Annotated in this window: 22 protein-coding genes and 3 pseudogenes; 16 read left to right on the top strand and 9 right to left on the bottom strand. The window is 70.2% G+C overall.

The features are described from left to right. Nucleotides 1-278: 278 nt before the first annotated feature. From B1L11_RS40475 to B1L11_RS40425, 11 genes and pseudogenes are all read left to right on the top strand, one after another. A complete protein-coding gene (locus B1L11_RS40475; protein ID WP_079320511.1) occupies nucleotides 279-701 on the top strand; it encodes a hypothetical protein in 423 nt (140 codons plus the stop codon). Nucleotides 702-763: 62 nt separating this feature from the next. Further along, the gene (locus B1L11_RS40470; RefSeq protein ID WP_079320510.1) at nucleotides 764-979 is read left to right on the top strand and encodes a hypothetical protein; all 216 of its coding nucleotides are present in this window, start codon (nucleotides 764-766) and stop codon (nucleotides 977-979) included. 132 nt (nucleotides 980-1111) lie between these two features. Beyond that, complete coding sequence (atpB, locus tag B1L11_RS40465) at nucleotides 1112-1900, top strand: F0F1 ATP synthase subunit A (RefSeq protein WP_079320509.1); 789 nt, start codon at nucleotides 1112-1114, stop codon at nucleotides 1898-1900. A gap of 83 nt (nucleotides 1901-1983) precedes the next feature. Beyond that, nucleotides 1984-2205, top strand: coding sequence for an ATP synthase F0 subunit C (gene atpE / locus B1L11_RS40460; RefSeq protein ID WP_079320508.1), 222 nt, complete (start codon nucleotides 1984-1986; stop codon nucleotides 2203-2205). Nucleotides 2206-2234: 29 nt separating this feature from the next. Beyond that, a complete protein-coding gene (locus B1L11_RS40455) occupies nucleotides 2235-2780 on the top strand; it encodes a F0F1 ATP synthase subunit B (RefSeq protein ID WP_076434835.1) in 546 nt (181 codons plus the stop codon). Further along, on the top strand, nucleotides 2780-3589 hold the full coding sequence (locus tag B1L11_RS40450) for a F0F1 ATP synthase subunit delta (protein ID WP_079320507.1): 810 nt from the start codon (nucleotides 2780-2782) through the stop codon (nucleotides 3587-3589). Before B1L11_RS40455 ends, B1L11_RS40450 begins: the two co-directional genes overlap by 1 nt. A gap of 24 nt (nucleotides 3590-3613) precedes the next feature. Then, complete coding sequence (gene atpA / locus B1L11_RS40445; RefSeq protein WP_079320506.1) at nucleotides 3614-5263, top strand: F0F1 ATP synthase subunit alpha; 1650 nt, start codon at nucleotides 3614-3616, stop codon at nucleotides 5261-5263. A gap of 3 nt (nucleotides 5264-5266) precedes the next feature. Continuing rightward, a complete protein-coding gene (locus B1L11_RS40440; RefSeq protein WP_079320505.1) occupies nucleotides 5267-6166 on the top strand; it encodes a F0F1 ATP synthase subunit gamma in 900 nt (299 codons plus the stop codon). A 1-nt stretch (nucleotide 6167) separates the two neighbouring features. Beyond that, a pseudogene (gene atpD, locus B1L11_RS40435) lies at nucleotides 6168-7594 on the top strand (F0F1 ATP synthase subunit beta). A gap of 71 nt (nucleotides 7595-7665) precedes the next feature. After that, complete coding sequence (locus B1L11_RS40430) at nucleotides 7666-8067, top strand: F0F1 ATP synthase subunit epsilon (RefSeq protein ID WP_079320504.1); 402 nt, start codon at nucleotides 7666-7668, stop codon at nucleotides 8065-8067. Between the two features lie 22 nt (nucleotides 8068-8089). After that, on the top strand, nucleotides 8090-8488 hold the full coding sequence (locus B1L11_RS40425; RefSeq protein WP_079320503.1) for a DUF2550 domain-containing protein: 399 nt from the start codon (nucleotides 8090-8092) through the stop codon (nucleotides 8486-8488). A 144-nt stretch (nucleotides 8489-8632) separates the two neighbouring features. Here the strand turns inward: B1L11_RS40425 and B1L11_RS40420 are convergent, their stop codons facing one another. The 5 genes and pseudogenes from B1L11_RS40420 to nucS all read right to left on the bottom strand — a co-directional run bounded on the left by B1L11_RS40420 (nucleotide 8633) and on the right by nucS (nucleotide 12619). Next, the gene (locus tag B1L11_RS40420; RefSeq protein WP_079320515.1) at nucleotides 8633-9223 is read right to left on the bottom strand and encodes a cob(I)yrinic acid a,c-diamide adenosyltransferase; all 591 of its coding nucleotides are present in this window, start codon (nucleotides 9221-9223) and stop codon (nucleotides 8633-8635) included. A 53-nt stretch (nucleotides 9224-9276) separates the two neighbouring features. After that, nucleotides 9277-9909 carry a TetR/AcrR family transcriptional regulator gene (locus tag B1L11_RS40415; RefSeq protein ID WP_256863302.1) on the bottom strand — a complete coding sequence of 211 codons (633 nt, stop codon included), beginning with the start codon at nucleotides 9907-9909 and terminating at the stop codon, nucleotides 9277-9279. 216 nt (nucleotides 9910-10125) lie between these two features. Continuing rightward, entirely contained in the window at nucleotides 10126-10980 is an 855-nt protein-coding gene (locus B1L11_RS40410; protein WP_079320501.1) for an ABC transporter permease, read from the bottom strand. Further along, nucleotides 10977-11857 (bottom strand): annotated as a pseudogene (locus tag B1L11_RS40405) (ABC transporter ATP-binding protein). The gene B1L11_RS40410 and the pseudogene B1L11_RS40405 overlap by 4 nt, the downstream one beginning before the upstream one ends. 87 nt (nucleotides 11858-11944) lie before the next feature. Beyond that, nucleotides 11945-12619 carry an endonuclease NucS gene (gene nucS, locus B1L11_RS40400; protein WP_079320500.1) on the bottom strand — a complete coding sequence of 225 codons (675 nt, stop codon included), beginning with the start codon at nucleotides 12617-12619 and terminating at the stop codon, nucleotides 11945-11947. Nucleotides 12620-12836: 217 nt separating this feature from the next. On the opposite strand from nucS, the gene B1L11_RS40395 reads away from it, so the two are divergent. The 3 genes from B1L11_RS40395 (at nucleotide 12837) to B1L11_RS40385 (ending at nucleotide 14729) form a co-directional block, all read left to right on the top strand. Further along, nucleotides 12837-13154 carry an ATP/GTP-binding protein gene (locus tag B1L11_RS40395; protein ID WP_179155549.1) on the top strand — a complete coding sequence of 106 codons (318 nt, stop codon included), beginning with the start codon at nucleotides 12837-12839 and terminating at the stop codon, nucleotides 13152-13154. 20 nt (nucleotides 13155-13174) lie between these two features. Then, nucleotides 13175-13879, top strand: coding sequence for an alpha/beta hydrolase (locus tag B1L11_RS40390; protein WP_079320499.1), 705 nt, complete (start codon nucleotides 13175-13177; stop codon nucleotides 13877-13879). A 79-nt stretch (nucleotides 13880-13958) separates the two neighbouring features. Next, nucleotides 13959-14729, top strand: a complete 771-nt coding sequence (locus tag B1L11_RS40385; RefSeq protein ID WP_079320513.1) for an alpha/beta fold hydrolase — start codon at nucleotides 13959-13961, stop codon at nucleotides 14727-14729. Between the two features lie 89 nt (nucleotides 14730-14818). Here the strand turns inward: B1L11_RS40385 and B1L11_RS40380 are convergent, their stop codons facing one another. Further along, nucleotides 14819-16120: a DivIVA domain-containing protein gene (locus B1L11_RS40380; RefSeq protein WP_079320498.1), complete on the bottom strand. Its 1302-nt coding sequence runs from the start codon at nucleotides 16118-16120 to the stop codon at nucleotides 14819-14821. A gap of 181 nt (nucleotides 16121-16301) precedes the next feature. Beyond that, nucleotides 16302-16724, bottom strand: a complete 423-nt coding sequence (gene mce / locus B1L11_RS40375; protein ID WP_030510471.1) for a methylmalonyl-CoA epimerase — start codon at nucleotides 16722-16724, stop codon at nucleotides 16302-16304. Nucleotides 16725-16829: 105 nt separating this feature from the next. On the opposite strand from mce, the gene B1L11_RS40370 reads away from it, so the two are divergent. Beyond that, a complete protein-coding gene (locus tag B1L11_RS40370; protein WP_079320497.1) occupies nucleotides 16830-18026 on the top strand; it encodes an acetyl-CoA C-acetyltransferase in 1197 nt (398 codons plus the stop codon). A 12-nt stretch (nucleotides 18027-18038) separates the two neighbouring features. Continuing rightward, nucleotides 18039-19031 carry a methylmalonyl Co-A mutase-associated GTPase MeaB gene (gene meaB, locus B1L11_RS40365; protein ID WP_079320496.1) on the top strand — a complete coding sequence of 331 codons (993 nt, stop codon included), beginning with the start codon at nucleotides 18039-18041 and terminating at the stop codon, nucleotides 19029-19031. Nucleotides 19032-19065: 34 nt separating this feature from the next. Here the strand turns inward: meaB and B1L11_RS40360 are convergent, their stop codons facing one another. Both B1L11_RS40360 and B1L11_RS49100 read right to left on the bottom strand, forming a co-directional pair. Beyond that, complete coding sequence (locus B1L11_RS40360; RefSeq protein ID WP_256863301.1) at nucleotides 19066-19785, bottom strand: DUF4230 domain-containing protein; 720 nt, start codon at nucleotides 19783-19785, stop codon at nucleotides 19066-19068. 276 nt (nucleotides 19786-20061) lie between these two features. Continuing rightward, a pseudogene (locus B1L11_RS49100) lies at nucleotides 20062-20399 on the bottom strand (hypothetical protein); the annotation flags it as partial.

Below are 20399 nucleotides of genomic sequence, written 5' to 3'. Positions count from 1 at the left end.
CCGCCCCGGCCAGGCGGTCCCCGGCAGGCTCCCGGCACAGGGCCGGCATCCCTACGCCGGCCAGGGCGGCCCGGGTTCCCCGGACCGTTCCCCCCACCCACTCCCCGGGCCGACACCGGGACCTTCCGCTGAACCGTCCCCGCAGGTCGACGCCGACCCGAAACGCCAGGTAAAGGTGGCACTCCGGGGCTTGTGATAGCTTTCACTAGCAAGGGGTGAGGCCAACAACGCCCCAGCAGGTAGCAATCGCTCGTTTGACAATCGATTCTGGAGTCCCATTGCAGGCCAACGACGTGCGCGTTCTCAAGGGCGCCGCCGTGCCGACCTTGGTCGTCGGTCTCCTCGCCGCGCTCGTCGCGGTGTTCACGACCGGGGCCAAGGGTGCGTTGGGCGCCGGCATCGGTCTCGTTCTCGTCGCCGCCTTCTTCACCGTCGGTCTGGTCGTCGTCTCCTGGGCCGGTCGGGTCTCGCCGATGGCGATGATGGCGGCCGCCGTGCTGGGTTACGTCGTCAAGGTGCTGGCGATCATGGCGATGCTCAAGGCCTTCGAAGACACCACCGCGTTCGACTCCCGCGTGTTCGCGCTGAGCGTCATCGCGTGCACGCTCGCCTGGACCATCGGTGAGATGCGCGGATTCATGAAACTGAAGATGCTCTACGTGGAGCCCGAGGCGAAGGTTCCCGGGCAGGGGCGCGGATGATCACGCGTACGGGGCAGCCCGATATGACTAGTCCGCATGGCTCCTGCTATCGTCAAGGCGCGATGAGCGAACAGGAGCGCAGGCCCGAGACCGACGGCCGCGACTTCGCCGACGCCGCCTGGTCGGTCCCGAGCTATCTGCTGTCCGGGATCCTGGTATGGGGCGGCCTCGGCTGGTTGCTGAGCTGGTGGACCGGCGTGCATGCGTTCATCCCCATAGGCGTCATTCTCGGGGTCGGGCTGGCTGCCTACCTCGTCTATCTGAAGTACGGCCGCTGACAACCGGCCCGCTTCCCACGCTCTTCTGTTGATCCAATCGTTGAAGGGAACGCCCGTGCGCGAGCGTAGCGAACGGACGAACAAGCACATGCTTCGGGCATTCCGCCCCGAGCAGGTACGCGAGGTGGCCAGGTGACCCCCCTCATGCTCGTCGCCGACGACTTCAAGGCGCCGGGACCGTCGATCTTCGACTTCCCTCCGCTCTACGACGGTGCGCCGTACTGGCTGACCAAGCCGGTGCTGATGGCGATCTTCGGTGCCATCGTGGTGTGCGCTCTCGCGTGGAGCGCCTTCGCCAACCCCAAGCTCGTGCCCCGGGGCATGCAGAACGTCGGCGAGATGGGCTACCAGTTCGTCCGTGACCAGGTGGCCCGCCCGTTCCTGGGCAAGGATGCCGAGCGGTGGATGCCGCTGCTCCTCAGCCTGTTCTTCCTGATCCTGCTGTGGAACTTCTTCGGCGTCGTCCCGCTGATCCAGATCCCGGTCGCGTCGCACATCGCGTTCCCCATCGTCTTCGCGATCACCATCTACGTGATCAAGATCTATCTGGGCATCAAGCACCAGGGCCTCGGCGGCTACTTCAAGAACATGATGTTCCCGCCCGGGCTGCCCAAGCCGATCTACGTGCTGCTCGCGCCGATCGAGTTCCTGTCGAACCTGATCATCGCGCCGTTCACGCACGCCGTCCGACTCTTCGCGAACATGTTCGCCGGCCACCTCATCCTGGCCTTCTTCAGCATGGTCGGCTTCTGGTTCCTCTTCGAGAAGCTGACTCCCCTCGGCGCGGGCCTCGGTGTCGTCGGCGTGATCATGACGGTCGCGATGACCGGCTTCGAGATGTTCATCCAGTTCCTGCAGGCGTTCCTGTTCACGATGCTGGCCGCCATGTACATCGGCAACTCGCTGCACGCCGACCACTGACGGATCCTCCAGACCCGACCTTTCGACGTAGACCAGACCGGTGAGGCGACACTCACCGGCCGACCAGTAAAGGAAGAACAGCAATGAGCGTTCTCGCTGAAGTCTCCGGCAACCTTGGCGCTGTCGGTTACGGCCTCGCCGCCATCGGCCCCGGCATCGGCGTGGGCATCATCTTCGGCCAGGGCGTGCAGGCCATCGCCCGTCAGCCCGAGGCGTACGGCCTCATCCGCCAGAACATGCTGCTCGGCTTCGTTCTCACCGAGGCGCTGGCCCTGATCGGCCTCGTCGCGCCGTTCATCTACTGACGTACCCACTCTGAAGGAAGGCTGCACCCATGACTCTGGCAGCTACGTTCCTCGCTGCGGAGGGCGAGAGCCCCCTCCTTCCGCACGCTTACGAGCTGGTCGTCGGCAGCTTCGCCTTCCTCGTCGTCTTCCTCGTCGTCGGAAAGATCCTCACCCCGCGCATCCAGAAGACGCTGGCCGAGCGGACCGAGGCTATCGAGGGCGGCATCAAGAAGGCCGAGGACGCCCAGGCCGAAGCCCAGCGCACTCTGGAGCAGTACCGGGCGCAGCTCGCGGAGGCCCGCCAGGAGGCGGCCCGCCTCCGCGAGGAGGCCCGCGAGCAGGGCGCCGCGATCAAGGCCGAGCTCCGCGAGGAGGCCCAGGCCGAGGCGCGGCGCATCATCGAGGCGGCCCACGCGCAGATCGAGGCCGACCGCCAGCAGGCGTTCACCCAGCTGCGCGGTGAGATCGGGCGTCTGTCCACCGAGCTGGCGAGCCGCATCGTCGGCGAGTCGCTCGAGGACGAGGCCCGCCAGCGCCGCATCGTGGACCGGTTCCTCGAGGAGCTCGAGGGCCGTCCGGAGGCGGTCCGCTGATGCGCGGCCTCAGCAGGACCGCCCTCACGGAGGTCGAGGAGCGGTTCAACACCGCCGCTGCGACCGCCGACCTCGGCGCCCTCGCCGAGGAGCTGTTCGCCGTCGCCGACCTCTTCGACCGAGAGCACGGGCTGCGGCGGGGTCTTTCCGACCCCTCGCGCCCGGCCGAGCAGAAGGAGAGCGTCCTGCGCTCCCTGCTGCAGGGCAAGGTCGGCGACGCCGCGCTGGAGATCGCGGTCGCCGCGGTCAGGGCCAAGTGGTCCAAGGCCGGCGACCTGCCGGACGCCTTGGAGCGCATCGGCGTGATGTCCGCGGCCGCCGAGGCCGAGTCGGCGCGCCGCCTCGACGACGTCGAGGACGAGCTGTTCCGCTTCGGCCGCATCCTCGCCGCCAACCCGCAGCTGCGCCGCGCGCTCAGCGACCCGGCGGTCCCGGCCGAGCGCAAGCGCGACCTGCTCGCCGCGCTGCTCGGCGGGAAGGCCGCTCCGTCCACCGTCCGGCTCGTCACGCAGACCGTTGTGCATCCGCGAGGACGTAGCCTGGAGTCGGCGCTGGAGGAGTTCGGCTGGATCGTCGCGCGGGCGCGCGAGCGCCTGGTGGGCGTGGTCCGCAGCGCGGTGCCGCTCTCGCAGCAGCAGAAGCAGCGGCTCGCGGCCTGGCTGCGAGCCACCTACGGGCGAGACGTCCACCTGAACGTCGAGGTGGACCCGGAGGTGCTCGGTGGGTTCTCCGTGAGAGTCGGAGACGACTACATCGACACCACGATCGCCGGACGTATCGAAGAAGTCCGCCGCCGGTTGGCCGGCTGAGGCGAATAGGGAGACAAGAAAGAGATGGCGGAGCTTACGATCCGGCCGGACGAGATCCGGGACGCCCTTGAGCGCTTCGTCCAGGCGTACGAGCCGGAAGGTGCCGCGCGCGAGGAGATCGGGACCGTCGTCGACGCCGGGGACGGCATCGCCCATGTCTCCGGCCTTCCCTCGGCGATGGCGAACGAGCTGCTCGAGTTCGAGAACGGCACGCGCGGCCTGGCGCTGAACCTCGACGTCCGCGAGATCGGCGCGGTCGTCCTGGGTGACTTCAGCGGCATCGAGGAGGGCCAGCAGGTCCGCCGCACCGGCGAGGTCCTGTCGGTGCCGGTCGGCGACGACTTCCTCGGCCGAGTGGTCGACCCCCTGGGCAACCCGCTCGACGGCAAGGGCCCGATCGCCGCCGAGGGCCGCCGCGCCCTCGAGCTGCAGGCCCCCTCGGTGGTCCAGCGCCAGCCGGTGAAGGAGCCGCTGCAGACCGGCCTCAAGGCGATCGACGCCATGACGCCGATCGGCCGCGGCCAGCGCCAGCTGATCATCGGTGACCGCGGCACCGGCAAGACCGCGATCGCGGTCGACACCATCCTCAACCAGAAGGAGAACTGGCTCTCCGGCGACCCGAGCCGCCAGGTTCGCTGCATCTACGTCGCCGTCGGCCAGAAGGGCTCCACGATCGCCCAGGTGCGGGGCCGCCTCGAGGAGGCGGGCGCGCTGGAGTACACCACCATCGTCGCCGCTCCGGCCTCCGACCCCGCGGGCTACAAGTACATCGCCCCGTACACCGGTTCGGCCATCGGCCAGCACTGGATGTACCAGGGCAAGCACGTGCTGATCGTCTTCGACGACCTGACCAAGCAGGCCGACGCCTACCGCGCCGTGTCGCTGCTGCTGCGTCGTCCGCCGGGCCGTGAGGCGTTCCCCGGCGACGTCTTCTACCTCCACTCGCGTCTGCTGGAGCGCTGCGCCAAGCTCTCCAACGACATGGGCGGCGGCTCGATGACCGGCCTTCCGATCATCGAGACCAAGGGCAACGACGTGTCGGCCTTCATCCCGACCAACGTCATCTCCATCACCGACGGCCAGTGCTTCCTGGAGACCGACCTGTTCAACGCCGGTGTCCGCCCGGCGATCAACGTCGGTGTCTCGGTCTCCCGAGTCGGCGGTTCCGCGCAGGTCAAGGCCATGCGCAAGGTGGCCGGTACGCTCCGTCTGTCGCTGTCCCAGTACCGCGACCTGGAGGCCTTCGCGGCCTTCGCCTCCGACCTGGACGCGGCCTCCCGCGCCCAGCTGGAGCGCGGCGCCCGCCTGGTCGAGCTGCTCAAGCAGCCGCAGTACAGCCCGTTCCCGGTCGAGAAGCAGGTCGTCTCGGTGTGGGCCGGCACCACCGGCGAGCTGGACGACGTGCCGGTGGAGGACATCCGCCGCTTCGAGGCCGAGTTCCTCGACTACCTCGGCACCGCCCAGAAGGGCGTCTTCGACAGCATCCGCGAGACCAAGGAGCTGACGGACGACACGGTGACCGCCCTCAAGGACGCCATCACGGAGTTCAAGAAGGGCTTCACCACCTCCAGCGGCGAGCTGCTCGTCAACGACGAGCCGGTGGAGGCGCTGGACGCCAGCGAGGTCGGCCAGGAGAAGGTCGTCAAGCACGTTCGCAAGGCCGAGGCGAAGTAACCCATGGGTGCCCAGCTTCGACAGCTGCGGCGGCGGATCAAGTCGGTCAAGTCCACCGCGAAGATCACCCGTGCGCAGGAGCTGATCGCCTCGTCGCGCATCGTCAAGGCGCAGCAGCGGATGCAGGCGGCCGTGCCGTACGAGCGGGAGATCACCCACGCGGTGTCGGCGGTCCTGTCGAACACGACCAACGTCGACCACCCGCTCACGGTGGCCAAGGAGCAGCCGGCCACGGCCGGCGTCCTGATCGTCACCAGCGATCGCGGCTTCGCCGGCGGCTACAACGCCAACATCCTCCGTGAGGCCGAGGCGCTGAAGGGCCACCTGACCGGGCGCGGCCTGACCGTGAAGCCGTACGTGGTGGGTCGCAAGGGCCTGACCTGGCACCGCTTCCGCGGCCGGGAGATGTTCGGCGAGTGGGACGGCTTCTCCGACAACCCGTCGTACGCCGACGCCAAGGAGATCGCGGACGCGCTCATCACGGCGTTCAAGGCGGAGGACGGGATCGACGAGATCCACGTCGTCTACACCGGGTTCGTCTCGATGCTGACGCAGAACGTGATCGTCAAGCGGATCCTGCCGCTCGAGGTCGAGGAGACGGAGACGCCCCCGGAGGGCATCCCGCCCTACTACGAGTTCGAGCCGACGGCCGGTGACGTGCTCGACTCGCTGCTGCCGCGCTACATCGAGTCGCGCATCTACAACGCGCTGCTCCAGTCGGCCGCCTCCGAGCACGCCGCCCGGCGCCGCGCGATGAAGTCGGCCACCGACAACGCCAACGAGCTCATCCGCGTGTTCACCCAGCAGATGAACCAGGCGCGTCAGGCCGAGATCACCCAGGAAATCAGCGAGATCGTCGGTGGCGCGAACGCGCTGGCTGACGCCGCAGCGGGGAAAGAGTGAAATGACCGCACAGACTGTTGAGACCACCGTGGGCCGTGTCGCCCGCGTCACCGGTCCGGTCGTCGACGTGGAGTTCCCCGTCGAGGCCATGCCGGACATCTACAACGCGCTCACCGTCGACGTCGAGCTCGGTGGCGAGACCAAGACCCTGACGCTGGAGGTCGCGCAGCACCTCGGCGACAACATCGTCCGGGCCATCTCGATGCAGCCCACCGACGGCGTGGTCCGCGGTGCGGCCGTCACCGACACCGGCGCGCCGATCTCGGTGCCGGTCGGCGACGCCGTCAAGGGCCACGTGTGGAACGCCCTCGGCGAGCCGCTCGACGCGGACAAGGCCTCCATCCAGGTCAACGAGCGCTGGCCGATCCACCGTCCGGCCCCAGCGTTCGACCAGCTCGAGGCCCGTACGGAGATGCTGCCCACCGGCATCAAGGTCATCGACCTGCTCACGCCGTACGTGAAGGGCGGCAAGATCGGTCTGTTCGGCGGCGCGGGCGTCGGCAAGACCGTTCTGATCCAGGAGATGATCCGCCGCGTCGCGCTGAAGTTCTCGGGCACCTCGGTGTTCGCGGGCGTCGGCGAGCGCACCCGTGAGGGCAACGACCTGTGGCTGGAGATGGAGGAGGCGGACGTCCTCAAGGACACCGCGCTCGTCTTCGGCCAGATGGACGAGCCCCCGGGCACCCGTCTGCGGGTGGCGCTGTCCGCTCTGACCATGGCGGAGTACTTCCGCGACGTGCAGAAGCAGGACGTGCTGCTGTTCATCGACAACATCTTCCGCTTCACCCAGGCGGGTTCGGAGGTGTCCACGCTGCTCGGCCGCATGCCGTCCGCCGTGGGTTACCAGCCGACCCTCGCCGACGAGATGGGCGTGCTCCAGGAGCGCATCACCTCCACCCGCGGTCACTCGATCACCTCCATGCAGGCGATCTACGTGCCGCGGACGACATCACCGACCCGGCGCCGCACAACGCGTTCGCGCACCTCGACGCGCAGACCGTTCTGTCCCGGCCGATCTCGGAGAAGGGCATCTACCCCGCGGTGGACCCGCTCGACTCCTCCTCGCGGATCCTCGACCCGCAGATCATCGGTGAGGAGCACTACGCGGTCGCCCAGGAGACCAAGCGAATCCTGCAGAAGTACAAGGAGCTGCAGGACATCATCGCCATCCTGGGTATCGACGAGCTCTCCGAAGAGGACAAGGTCACCGTTCAGCGGGCGCGCCGCATCGAGCGGTTCCTGTCCCACCCGATGTACGCCGCCGAGGCGTTCACCGGTCAGCCGGGCGAGTTCGTGCCGCTGGACGAGACCATCGCCTCGTTCAAGGGCCTGTGCGCCGGCGAGTACGACCACCTGCCCGAGCAGGCCTTCTTCATGGTCGGCGGCATCGAGCAGGCCATCGCCAAGGCGAAGGAACTCGAGCGCTAGGACGCCTTCGACGCCTGTACGGCACGGCTCCGGCCGGACCGTACAGGCGTCCGTCGAAAGGGAGCTGAGAAGTGGCAAAGCTTCGCGTGGGCGTCGTGTCGCCGGAACGTGAGATCTGGACGGGCGAGGCCGACATGGTCATTGCCAAGACCGTGGACGGCGAGATCGGTATTATGCCGAACCACGCTCCCGTTCTCGGTGTCCTCGTCGAGGGCGGGGTGCTGCGCGTCAAGCGCGGCGACGAAGGCGACCTCGTGGCCGCGGTGCACGGCGGATTCATCTCCGTCGCCGACAACGACGTGTCGATCCTGGCGGAGGCGGCCGAGCTCGGCTCCGAGGTCGACGTCGCGCGGGCCAAGGACGCGCTGCAGCGTGCTCAGGCCTCGATCGAGGCCGACCAGGAGGACGCGGACGCACGGCTGCAGGCCAAGCGTGCGGCTGCCCGGCTGCGGGCGGCCGGCGAAGAGGTCTGACACGGCAGGAGGAGGGCGGCTAGTGGCGGCGCTTGGGATACTCGCGGGCGTCTTCGCCGTGGCCGCGCTCCTCGTCATCCGGGGTTTCGTCCTGGCACGGGCCCGGGGAACGATCGTCTGCCGGGTACGGGACGGCCAGGGGGGCTGGAAGAGCGGGGTAGCCCGCTACGCAGGGGGAGAGCTCCACTGGATTCCGTTCCTGGGACTCGGTCTGAGGCCGCGCCACGCGATCGCGAGGCGCGGCCTCACCGTTTCCAGCCGGAGGATGCTCGGCACGGGTGAGGGCCCCGCCGGCTACTGGACCGTCGTCTGCTCGGCCGAGCGCGGCCCGCTGTCCCTGGCGATGAGCGAGGACGCCCTCACCGGCTTCCTCGCCTGGCTGGAGTCCGCCCCGCCCAGCGCCCACCTCGACGCCGCGTAAAATCGCCTCGCCTCTGGCGAGCGGCTCGGGCGCCTTGAGTCCGTTGGCCGTGCCGGAGGCGCGCCGTGAGCTCAGACCCGTCGCTTCGCTCCCGCGCGCTCCTCAGTCCAGAGCACGGCCGCGCCCTCGCGTCCCTGTGGCGGGTCAGCGGGTGGCGCCGGGCTTCCAGAGGATGTCGTCGCCGGCGGAGGCGACGCGGCAGAGGATGAACATCAGGTCGGACAGGCGGTTCAGATACTTGGCCGTCAGGGGGTTCACGTCGTCGTGGGCCTCCAGCGCCGCCCAGGCCGACCGCTCGGCCCGCCGTACGACCGTGCGGGCGAGGTGGAGGAAGGCGGTGGCCGGTGCGCCGCCGGGCAGGATGAAGCTGCGCAGCGGCTTCAGCTCCGCGTTGAACCGGTCGCACTGCTCCTCCAGCCAGGCGATGTACGGCTCCTCGACCCGCAGCGGCGGGAAGTCGGAGCTTTCGACGACCGGGGTGCACAGGTCGGCGCCGACGTCGAACAACTCGTTCTGCACCCGGCTCAGGACGGCCGTGACGTCCTCGGACAGGCCACCGGTGGAGAGAGCGACGCCGATGGCGGCGTTGGCCTCCTCCACGTCCGCGTAGGCGGCCAGGCGGGGGTCGGTCTTGCGGGTGCGGCTCATGTCGCCCAGGGCGGTCGTGCCGTCGTCGCCCGTCTTCGTGTAGATCTTGGACAGGACGACCGGCTTGTCGTTGTCGGCTCGGGTCATGCCGCTCAGCGTAGTCGCCGCGCCCTGTGTCACCGGGCGGAGGCCGCCGTAGGTCACTGGGCGGGGGCCGCCATGGGACCGTCGGAGGTGAAGGTGCGGCGGAAGATGTACACGGCGGTCTCGATCAGTTGCTCCGTCGGCGGGGACGGTTCGCTCATCACCCATTCGATGAGTAACTCGGTGATGGCGCCGATGAGGCCGAGCGCCAGCAGATGCAGGTCGAGGGGAGGCATGCGGGCCGCGCCCCGCGCCGAGGACTCTATGACCTTGGTGAACGAGGCCACCGCCTGCTGGCGGGCGCCGCTGAGCACGTTGCCCGCCCGCCGTACCTCCAGGTGCATCAGACGCGCGCGCCGCACGTCCTTGGTGACGAAGCGGATGTATTCGGCGATGCCGGCGACGATCCGGTCGTCGAGCGTGGGCGGGGCCGTGTCGATGGCCTCGGTGACCGACGACAGGGTCTCATCGATGCACCGCTCGTAAACCGCGCGCATCAGGTCCTCGCGGCTGGAGAAGCATTCGTAGAAGGCACGATTGGAGATGCGCGCGGTCGCGCACAGCCGCTCGATGGTGGTCGCGTGGAAGCCGGGCTGGGCGAACAAGGTGTATGCGGCTGATATGAGCCTTTCCCTCCTGTCTGCAAGCCTTTCGGCAGCCGACATCCCCCGATAGTCCCGTCCCGCCACTTTTCACCTCACCCTGTCATGGTCCCCCCAGAAGTCCCCATTATGAACGCAAGATCCTTTTTGTGGAAGTGCTGGGAAATAAGCACTTTCAAGCCATGCCAAAGACGCTCATTAGCTTGACAGGGCCGTCAAGAGGTCAGCACGCTTACCAATTGGGATACACAGACCGCGCTGCAATTGCATCGGCAATTACAGCAGCCCGTGCGCCAGGGCGGCTCATCCATCGCGCCGCCCCTTCCAGCGGAACGTCGTCAGGCGCAGCGCGAGACCGCCGACCAGCCAGGCGGCCAGGACCAGGGCGACCTTGCCCAGTTCGTACGACCCGGTCAGCTCCAGAGCGGCCCCCGCGTCGCCCAGGAAGACGGACCGGAACCCCTGGCACATCCACTTCAGCGGGAAGACGGAGGCGGCGTTGACCAGCCAGTCGGGCAACTCCGTGATCGGGATGAAGACCCCGGAGACGAACTGCAGCACCACGAAGGGCAGGCTGATCACCGCGGTCGCGCTCTTGCCCGAGCGGGGCAGGCCGCTGACGGCGATGCCGAGCACGGACGCCGCCGACACGCCGAGCACGAACACCCAGGCGAACGTGACCCAGGTCGACACCTCGGCCGGCAGTTCCAGGCCGTAGAACAGCACGGCGATGGCGAGCAGGATGGCTACCTGGAGCACCGTCATGACCAGCACGCTCGCGATCTTGCCGATGAAGTACGCCGCGCGCGGCATCGGCAGCCCGACGAGCCGCTTCAGCGTGCCGTCCTCCCGGTCGCCCGCGATGCCGATGCCGAGGTTCTGGAACCCCGTGCCCATCACGCCCGAGCCGATCAGCCCGGCGGTGTAGAGCTGGGCGACGGTGACGCCGGTCCCCTGGGCGCTGTCGGAGAAGATCGAGGCGAACAGCACCAGGAACACGATCGGCAAGGCGAAGGTGAAGACGACGGCGTCCCTCTCCCGGAACAGCACCTTCGTCTCGACGGCCGCGCGGGCCAGCGCGATCCTGAGCGGGGACGGCAGGGGTGCGGGCGGACGCGGGACGGCGGCGGCGGGGGTGTCGGCGGGGGAGGCGGTCACGACGCACTTCCAATCGTGACGGCGCTCTCCGGGAGGCCGCCGGCCGGTGGATCGGCGGAGTCGATGAGGCGGAGGTAGACGTCCTCCAGCGTGGGCCGGGTGACGGTGAGTCCAGGGATCTCCCCGTCGTACCTGCGCGACAGCTCCAGGACGGCCGCGGTGGGATTGTCGGTCTCGATCTCGCCGTCCGACCAGCTCACCCTGGCCTTCGCGGTGGCCCGGCCGCCCAACGTGGCCGGGTCGCCCTCGGCCACCACGCGTCCCCGTGCCACGACCGCCACCCGGTCGGCCAGCGTCTCGGCCTCCTCCAGGTAGTGGGTGGTCAGCACGATCGTCGTGCCGTCGTGCGCCAGCCCCTCGATGAGCTCCCAGAACCGCCGCCGCGCCTCGGGGTCGAACCCCGTCGTCGGCTCGTCCAGGAACAGCAGCTCGGGACGGCCGATGACGCCGAGGGCGACGTCCACCCGCCGCCGCTGGCCGCCGGAGAGCTGGCGGATGCGTTTGCCCGCGCTCTCGGCGAGCCCGACCTGCTCCATGAGCTCGTCCGGATCACGGGGGTTCGCGTAGTAGGTGGCGAAGTGCCGCAGGGTCTCCCGTACGGTCAGCTCCGCCCGGTCGTCGGCGGTCTGCAGCACGATGCCGATGCGGGACCGCCACTGGCGGGTCGGCCGGACCGGGTCCTGTCCCAGCACGGTGACCTCCCCCGCGTCGCGTTCGCGGTAGCCCTCCAGGATCTCGACCGTGGTCGACTTGCCGGCGCCGTTCGGGCCGAGGACGGCGAAGACCTCGCCGTGCCTGACGTCGAGGTCCAGGCCCGCGACGCCTGGACCTCGCCGTATCGCTTCGTCAGGCCCCGTACGCGTATGGCGTGTTCCATGCCCCAAGGATCCACCGCGGAAGGATCACGGAACACCCTCGATCGGACGATGATCCGTGTCCTCCGTACGGTGGACACGGGCCGGGGTCAAAAGAGCGTCGGGTTCTCCGGCTCGATGCCGCGCAGGGCGTCGTAGTCGAGCGTCACGCACTCGATGCCGCGGTCGGCGGCGAGCACGCGGGCCTGTGGCTTGATCTCCTGGGCCGCGAAGATCCCCTTGACCGGGGCCAGGCGCGGGTCGCGGTTGAGCAGTTCGAGGTAGCGGGTGAGCTGCTCCACGCCGTCGATGTCGCCGCGCCGCTTGATCTCGACGGCGACCGCGCCGCCGAGGTGGTCGCGGCACAGGATGTCCACAGGGCCGATCGCGGTCATGTACTCCCTGCGCACCAGCGTCCAGCCGTCCCCGAGCGTGGTGATGTGCTCGGCGAGCAGTTCCTGCAGGTGCGCCTCGACGCCGTCCTTGCGCAGGCCCGGGTCGACGCCCAGCTCGTGGCTGGAGTCGTGCAGGACCTCCTCGATCGTCAGCACGAGCTTCTCACCGGTCTTGCCGTGCACGACCGACCAGGTGAGCACCCCGTCGATCGTCTCCTCGCGGACCTTGCAGGGCGGGTTCATCCAGTTCAGGGGCTTGTACGCCCGGTCGTCGGCGTGTATCGACACGCTTCCGTCCGCCTTCATCAGGATGAGCCGAGGGGCCATGGGGAGATGGGCGGTGAGCCGTCCCACGTAATCCACGCTGCACCGCGCGATGACCAGCCGCATGTGCGCCAACCCTACCGGGGTTACGGAGGTCCCGAGGCGTTCTGGGACACTGTCCGGCATGGCGCGGGCGTTCGCGACCCGGCCGGAGCGGCCCGGCTCGGCACGACGAAGACGGGACCAACGGGGTCCGGACGTACGCCGGCTGAGCCGGTGCTGGAAGAATTGGGCCGTCATCTCCCGTTCTGCCTGACATGAACCCCCCGGAAGGATGCCCGCCGTGAGCCCCCGCCGTGCCCGTCGCCGCGGCCCGTACGAACGCCCGGACGGCCGTGCCGTACGGCCGGTGGGCCCGCAGGTGGCCGGGGTGGACCGCGTGGAGAGCGCGCACGACGGCGAGTGGGTCGTCCGTAACGTCTCCGGCGCCGCCCAGGGCAAGGCGTACCGGTGCCCGGGGTGCGAGCAGGAGATCAGGCCCGGGCTGCCGCACGTGGTGAGTTGGCCGGCCTGGTCCGGGGGAGAGGACGAGCGGCGGCACTGGCACACCGCGTGCTGGCGCAACCGGGCCAACCGGGGCCCGGGCCGCAGCCGCTACTGACACGAGCTTTCGGAGTGGGAATGGACATCAGGGCGTCCACGGTGCTGCCTGCCCGGCGCGAGGACATCGAGCTGCAGACGGCCGACGGGCTGACCCTCGTCGGCGAACTGGCGCTGCCGGAGAGCCGGCCGTCGGTGGCGACGCTGGTCTGCCTGCATCCTCTGCCCACCCACGGCGGGATGATGGACAGCCACGTGCTGCGCAAGGCGTCCTACCGGCTGCCGGCGCTCGCCGACATCGCGGTGCTGCGCTTCAACACCCGGGGTACGACCTCCGACCGGGGCACCTCCCAGGGGTCCTTCGACGGCGGTGAGGCGGAGCGGTGGGACGTCGCCGCCGCCCTGGAGTACGCCGACTTCCACGACCTGCCGAACCCCTGGCTGGTCGGCTGGTCGTTCGGCACCGAGCTGGCGCTGAAGTGGGGCCGCGACCCGATCGTGCGGGGTGCGATCCTGCTGTCGCCGCCGCTGAAGCGGGCGGGCGAGAAGGACCTCGTCGCCTGGGGCGAGTTCGGCCGCCCGCTGGTGGCCCTGGTGCCGGAGCACGACGACTACCTGCGGCCGGAGGAGGCCGTACGCCGGTTCGCCGCGGCGCCGCAGGCGGAGGTCGTCGGCGTGGAGGGGGCCAAGCACCTGTGGGTCGGCGAGCCGTACGTGCGGATCGTGCTCGACGAGATCGTCAAGCGCGTGAACCCCGCCGCCGCGCCGCTGCCGACCACGGTCTGAGCGTGACGGGCCGGCCCGGCGGGGTCGCGAATCGGTGACGAACGGCGGCGGCGGGCGCGCGGCGCGTTACCGTGACCTGATGCAGCTCTACTCGCGATCCGCCGGGAGCGGCCTGCCAGTCGTCCTGCTCCACGCGTTCCCCCTGTCCTCCGCGATGTGGCTCGCCCAGCGCGAGGGTCTCGCGCCCGTCTGCCGGGTGATCACCCCGGACCTGCGCGGCTTCGGCGGCACGATGCTCGGCGACGACGAGCCCTCGATCGACCTCATGGCGGACGACGTGGCGCATCTGCTCGACCAGGAGGGCGTCGACCGCGCCGTGGTCGGCGGCCTGTCCATGGGCGGCTACGTGGCGATGGCGCTGTGCCGCCGCCACCCCGACCGCGTACGTGGCCTGATCCTCGCCGACACCAAGGCCCAGGCCGACCCCGAGCCTGCCAGGGCGAACAGGGAGCGGATCGCCGCGGCGGTCCTGGAAAGCGGCACGGGCATCCTCGTGACCGAGTCGCTGCCCCCGATGCTCGGCGCGACCACAAGGGAGCGCAGGGGGATGGTTCTCGGGCGTGTCCGAGGGCTCGTCCAGGCGGCGCCGCCCGCGGCCGTCGCGTGGGCCCAGCGGGCGATGGCCGCGCGGCCCGACGCGTTCGGCACGCTGCGATCCCTGACCGTTCCGGCGCTGGTCGTCGTGGGCGACGAGGACGAGCTGTCGCCGCTTCCGGACGCCCGGGCGATGGCGGAGGCCATCCCGCAGGCGCGGCTCGCCGTCATCGAGAAGGCGGGCCACCTGTCCGCCATCGAGCAGCCCGAGGCGTTCAACCGCGTCGTCGCGGAGTTCGTGAAGTCCCTCGACTGAGCCGGGAGCGGAACGCCGAAACGAGAACGGGGCCCGGCGGTCGCCGAGCCCCGTTCAGCCGTCACAGACTCCCCGAATTGTGCCAGCGGCTACTCCTGCCACCACTCCGCGTCGTCGTCGCTCTTGGTGGAGCTGATCGGCTCGACGGTCGGCGTGGTGGGCACGGCCGGCTTCTCCACGACCGGCGGGGCCGACAGGGCCGGCTTCGCCGGGGCCGCGGTGACGGGCGCCGGCTCCGGGTCCATGCCCGGCAGCGGGGCGCCGCCGAGCAGCTGACGGAGCTGGGCGAGGTGGCTGGTGATGCTGTCGCGCTGACGGGTGAGCTCGTCCACCTGGCGCTGCATCGCCGTACGGGTGCGCTCGGCCTCGTTCTTGGCCTCGGTCACGATCGTGTCGGCGCTTGCCTTGGCGTCGGACACGAGCTGGTCGGCGTTCTTGCGCGCGTTGGCCAGGAGCTGCTTGGCGTGGGTGTCGGCCTCGCGGCGGGTCTGCTCGGCCTGCTGCGTGGCCTTGGCGGCCCGCTGCTCGGCGGTGGCGGCGCGCTGCTCGGCCTCGGCGACCAGCTTCTGGGTGTTGGCCTGGGCGGTGGCGTGCCGCTCGGCCTCCTGCCGCTCGGCCTCCTCGCGGCGGGCGGCGAGCTGGATCTCGAACTCCGCCTCGTCCTGGGCGCGCTTGGCCTCCGACTCCTCCAGGATCCGCTGCGCCTGGGCCCGCATCTCGTCCGCCTGACGCTTGGCGGTGGTGAGCACCTCGTCGCGCTCGCGCTTGGTGGAGGCCCGCAGCTGGGCCACCTCGCGCTCGGTCGTGGTGCGCAGCTTGGCGATCTCGCGCTCGGCGTCCGCCCGCTTCTCCGCGACCTCGTGGTCGGCGGTGGCGCGGATCTTGGCGACCTCGCGCTCGGTGGTGGCGGTCAGCTCGTCGGCCTCACGCCTGGCCGTCGACCGGATCTCCTCCGCGTCGCGCTCGGCGGTGCTGCGCATCTCCTCGGCCTCGCGCGCCGCCAGCGCCCGCTTCTCCGCCGCCTCGTTCTCCGCCGCCGCCCGCAGGTCGGCGGCGTCCACCTTGGCGGCGGCACGGATCTCGTTCGCCTCCGACCTGGCCGCCTGGACGAGCTCGGTGGCCTGCTCCTCCGCGAGCCTGAGCAACTGCTCGATGCGGGCGCCGAGACCCGAGTACGTCGGCCGTTCCTGCTCCTGCAGCTGGCGCTGCGAGTCGGACAGCTCCCGCTGAAGTGCGCTGATCTGTTCCTTGGCCTGACGCAGTTCGGTGTCGATAGTCTTCAGGTGGTCGTGGACCTGGTGCCGGTCATAACCCCGGAGCACCACGTCGAATTCGCGAGAAGGGGCGTCCTCGAAGAAGTTGTTGAGCTGGGCGTCGATGTCGGACTGCATGAGGCTCGATCCTGGTTGTCGAGACGGCTACAGGGGCCGGACGGGGGGTCGGTTCCGAGGCGAGGAAGCCGGTGTGGCGTCCACGTCCGGTGGTACGCCAGCGTACTCCGGTACTGCCGCGTTGGAGGCCCCCTCCGACTTTCTGCGCGACTTGTTACGTATGAACGTTTCTTGCGTTTACCTAGCGCCTGGACGTCTCGACGAGCTCGGTGAGAACCCCTCCCACGTCCTTGGGATGCAGGAACGCGATCGAGGCTCCCATCGACCCATGCCTGGGCCGCTCGTCGATCAGGCGCACGCCCTTCGCCCCGATCTCCTCCAGGGCCTTGGTGACGTCCGCCACGCCGTACCCGATATGATGCACGCCCTCGCCCCGCTTGGCGAGGAACTTGCCCACGGCGGTGTCGGGGTGCAGCGGCTCGAGGAGCTGGACATACGACGCGCCCTGGTCGCCGTCGGCGACGTGCAGCATGGCCTCGCGGACGCCCTGCTCCTCGTTCACCTCCCGGCTGACGACGGTCAGACCGAAGACGGACTCGTAGAACTCGATCTTCTCTTCCAGGTTGTGGCAGGCCACGCCCACGTGGTCGATTCGCAGCAGCATCGCCGTCTCCCCTCGCCGTTCCCGTCCCGCCGCCCGCTCTCCGGCGACCGCACTACTCCTGGGTATGGTGACACCGTCGCCCCGATCTCGCAGTGGAGGGTCCCAATGTCTGGTTCCGTCATCGTCGCCGGAGCACGTACACCGATCGGACGGCTTCTCGGCTCGCTCTCCGACCTGTCCGCCGTCGAGCTGGGCGGGATCGCGATCAAAGCGGCGCTGGAGAGGGCGGGCGTGTCCCCGGAGCAGGTCCAGTACGTGATCATGGGGCAGGTGCTCCAGGCCGGGGCCGGTCAGATCCCCTCGCGCCAGGCGGCCGTGAAGGCCGGCATCCCCATGACCGTGCCCTCCCTCACCATCAACAAGGTCTGCCTGTCGGGCCTCGACGCGATCGCGCTGGCCGACCAGCTCATCCGGGCGGGCGAGTTCGACGTCGTCGTCGCGGGCGGCATGGAGTCGATGACCAACGCGCCGCACCTGCTGCCGGGTCTGCGCAAGGGCGTGAAGTACGGCAGCGCCGGAATCCTGGACGCGATGGCCTACGACGGGCTCACCGACGCCTTCGACCAGATCGCGATGGGGGAGTCCACCGAGCACCACAACGCCAGGCTCGGCCTGACCCGGGAGGAGCAGGACGAGTTCTCGGCGCGGTCGCACCAGCGCGCCGCCGAGGCCACGGAGAAGGGCCTGTTCGACGACGAGATCGTCCCGGTGCCGCTGCCGCAGCGCAAGGGCGACCCGGTGCTGTTCTCCGCCGACGAGGGCATCCGCAAGGACACCACGGTCGAGGCCCTGTCGAAGCTGCGCCCTGCGTTCACCAAGGACGGCACCATCACGGCCGGATCGGCCTCGCAGATCTCCGACGGCGCCGTCGCCGTGGTCGTCATGTCGAAGGCCAAGGCCGAGGAGCTGGGCATCGAATGGCTGGCCGAGATCGGCGCGCACGGCAACGTGGCCGGGCCGGACAACTCGCTGCAGTCCCAGCCCGCCAACGCCATCAAGCAGGCGCTGGCCAAGCAGGGGCTGACCGTCGACGACCTCGACCTGCTGGAGATCAACGAGGCGTTCGCCCAGGTCGTGCTGCAGTCGGCGAAGGAGCTCGGCGTCCCGCTCGACAAGGTCAACGTCAACGGCGGCGGCATCGCGCTCGGCCACCCGATCGGCGCGTCCGGCGCCCGGATCGTGCTGACACTGGCCCACGAGCTGAAGAGGCGCGGCGGCGGCCTCGGCGCGGCCGGCCTGTGCGGCGGCGGCGGCCAGGGGCGACGCGCTGATCCATCCGGGTTCCCCGCGCCCGGCGCCTGATCGGAGCCGCAGGTGGACGTCCGTGAGCTTGTCGGCCAGGCGCGACTGGGACGGCCGCGCGCGGTGGCGCGGCTGATCTCGCTGGTGGAGAACGCGGTGGACGCCACGGGGCCCGAAGAGGGGGACCGGGCGGCGTCCGCGGTGGCGAGCCGTGCGCTGCGCGAGGCGATGGCCGAGCTCGCCACCGGCACCGCCCGGCCGTACACCGCCAGGGTCATCGGCCTGACCGGCTCTCCCGGCGTCGGCAAGTCGACCTCGACCGGCATGCTCATCCGGGCGTTCCGCAGGCGCGGCAGCAGGGTGGGAGTGCTGGCGGTCGACCCGTCGAGTCCGTTCACCGGCGGCGCCCTGCTCGGCGACCGCGTACGCATGCAGGACCACGCGACCGACCCCGAGGTCTTCATCCGCAGCATGTCGAGCCGGGGCCACCTGGGCGGGCTCGCCTGGGCCACGCCGCAGGCGCTGCGCGTGCTGGAGGCCGCCGGGTGCGACGTGATCCTCGTCGAGACGGTCGGCGTCGGGCAGGCCGAGGTGGAGATCGCCCGCCTGGCCGACACGACCGTCGTCATCCTCGCGCCGGGCATGGGCGACGGCGTCCAGGCCGCCAAGGCGGGCATCCTCGAGGTCGCCGACGTCCTGGTGGTGAACAAGGCCGACCGCGACGGCGTCCAGGCGACCGTGCGGGAGCTGCGGAACATGACGGGCCTCGTGGAGACGCCGTGGCGGCCCCCGATCGTCACGACCGTCGCCTCCAAGGGTGAGGGCGCCGACGACCTGCTGGCCGCGCTGGACAAGCACCAGGCATATCTGGAGGAGTCCGGCGAGGCTCGCAGGCGGCGGCTGGCGCGGGCCCGCGACGAGATCGAGGCCATCGCGCTGGCCCAGCTCCGGTCGCGCTTCGCCGTGCTCCACGCTGACCGCCTCGACGCGCTCGCCGAGCGGCTGCTCGGCGCGGAGACCGACCCCTACGCCGCCGCCGACGACCTCATCGCCGCGCTGGGCTAGCTCCTACGGCTCTCGCGCCGCGGCGGCCGACGGGTCAGGGCTCTCCGGCGTACTTGACCGTGATCGTCGTGAAGCCGAGGGACTTCAGCATGCCCTCGAGCATGGCCTTGGCGTTCTGGTCGGCCCGGGAGCGCAGGTCGCTGGCGGCGGCCGCGTCGGCGATCTTGCGTTCGGCCAGCACGTAGAGCTCCTGCTGGTTCTGCGGAGACGACGACAGGAAGTCCGAGATCCGGTCGAAGATGCCCCGCTCCTGCGCGAAGACGTACGACCGCTTGTTGTCGAGGTTGGGCTTCTCCAGCTCCGCGTGCGGCAGCCGCACCGTCACGGCCGTGCGGTCGGGGGAGACCGTGAAGGCGTCCTTGGGCAGCGACGAGAAGTCCACGTAGGCGTCCACGTTGCCGGCGCCCACGAAGAGCGTGCGGCTGCCCTTGATGGCGTCGGGCAGGAACTTCGCGTCCTTCTCCAGGTCGACGATGACCTGGAAGTTGCCGGTCGCGGCCTCGAAGCGGCTCAGGTTCTGCACCGACCTGAGCAGCGCGGGGCCGCTGCGGTCGATGGTCTGCTCGCCCAGCGGGTCGAGCCAGGACCAGGTCAGCCGGGCGCCGACCACGAGCAGCAGGACCACGAACAGCAGGCCGGCGAGCACCCGCCAGCCGCGCCGGGAGCGGCGTGCGGGGGCCCCGGCGCTCGCCGTGGCGTCGGTGGCGGCGCCGGAGTCGGCCGGCGCGAACGAGGGACGGGTCTGACGGTCCACGGGGGGAATCTTCCCGATATTCCCGCGATCTCACGCTCGGCAAGATCGTTTCTGTTCGCAGACCCTGCTTCGGCCCTCCTAAACCCGCCTTTCGTCCGGCCCGGTAGCCATACGGGCCCTCCGCCGTAGCACTCACGTCCGTAGCGGTGGCTGGACTGGACTCCGCTGCGTCGCGTCCAACGGGCCGCCGCAGCACCACGCCCGGTTCCGCCCGTCCCGGTGGCCGGCGGTGACGGAGCGGCGCGCCCTTCCGTCCCCGCTCATCACCTGAGGGCGCTATGCGGCGGGGGCCAGGAGCGTGCCGGGGACGCCCACCACGCCGGGGTCGTCCTGCGGGCTCGTTTGGCCGGTGTCGCCCGTGGCAGGCCGGGCGCCGTCCGTGCGACCGCCGTCGCGACCGCTGTCACGAGCGCTGTCGCGAGCGCTGTCGCGATCGTCGTCGCGTCCCCCGGGACGGGTGGTGCGTCCAAGGCGCTTGTCGTGCCCGTCACGGCCGGGGACCGGGCCGCCGGACTGCGGTCGGCCGGGCCGGTGGTCCTGGACCGGTGACGGGCTCGCGCCGGGGCCGCCGGGGTCGCCGGGCCGTGCCGGTGGACGGCCGGGCCGGTCCTGGG

Source organism: Microbispora sp. GKU 823 (assembly GCF_002027145.1).
Taxonomy (GTDB): Bacteria; Actinomycetota; Actinomycetes; order Streptosporangiales; family Streptosporangiaceae; genus Microbispora; species Microbispora siamensis.
This window is presented reverse-complemented; position numbering and strand designations above follow the sequence as displayed.

Bases quoted from the DNA above. Each gene is read 5' to 3' on its own strand.
- B1L11_RS40470 (WP_079320510.1), top strand. From the start codon at position 764: ATGAGCGAACAGGAGCGCAGGCCCGAGACCGACGGCCGCGACTTCGCC.
- atpE (WP_079320508.1), top strand. From the start codon at position 1,984: ATGAGCGTTCTCGCTGAAGTCTCCGGCAACCTTGGCGCTGTCGGTTAC.
- B1L11_RS40455 (WP_076434835.1), top strand. From the start codon at position 2,235: ATGACTCTGGCAGCTACGTTCCTCGCTGCGGAGGGCGAGAGCCCCCTC.
- B1L11_RS40450 (WP_079320507.1), top strand. From the start codon at position 2,780: ATGCGCGGCCTCAGCAGGACCGCCCTCACGGAGGTCGAGGAGCGGTTC.
- atpA (WP_079320506.1), top strand. From the start codon at position 3,614: ATGGCGGAGCTTACGATCCGGCCGGACGAGATCCGGGACGCCCTTGAG.
- B1L11_RS40440 (WP_079320505.1), top strand. From the start codon at position 5,267: ATGGGTGCCCAGCTTCGACAGCTGCGGCGGCGGATCAAGTCGGTCAAG.
- B1L11_RS40420 (WP_079320515.1), bottom strand. From the start codon at position 9,223: ATGACCCGAGCCGACAACGACAAGCCGGTCGTCCTGTCCAAGATCTAC.
- nucS (WP_079320500.1), bottom strand. From the start codon at position 12,619: ATGCGGCTGGTCATCGCGCGGTGCAGCGTGGATTACGTGGGACGGCTC.
- B1L11_RS40390 (WP_079320499.1), top strand. From the start codon at position 13,175: ATGGACATCAGGGCGTCCACGGTGCTGCCTGCCCGGCGCGAGGACATC.
- B1L11_RS40385 (WP_079320513.1), top strand. From the start codon at position 13,959: ATGCAGCTCTACTCGCGATCCGCCGGGAGCGGCCTGCCAGTCGTCCTG.
- B1L11_RS40380 (WP_079320498.1), bottom strand. From the start codon at position 16,120: ATGCAGTCCGACATCGACGCCCAGCTCAACAACTTCTTCGAGGACGCC.
- mce (WP_030510471.1), bottom strand. From the start codon at position 16,724: ATGCTGCTGCGAATCGACCACGTGGGCGTGGCCTGCCACAACCTGGAA.
- B1L11_RS40370 (WP_079320497.1), top strand. From the start codon at position 16,830: ATGTCTGGTTCCGTCATCGTCGCCGGAGCACGTACACCGATCGGACGG.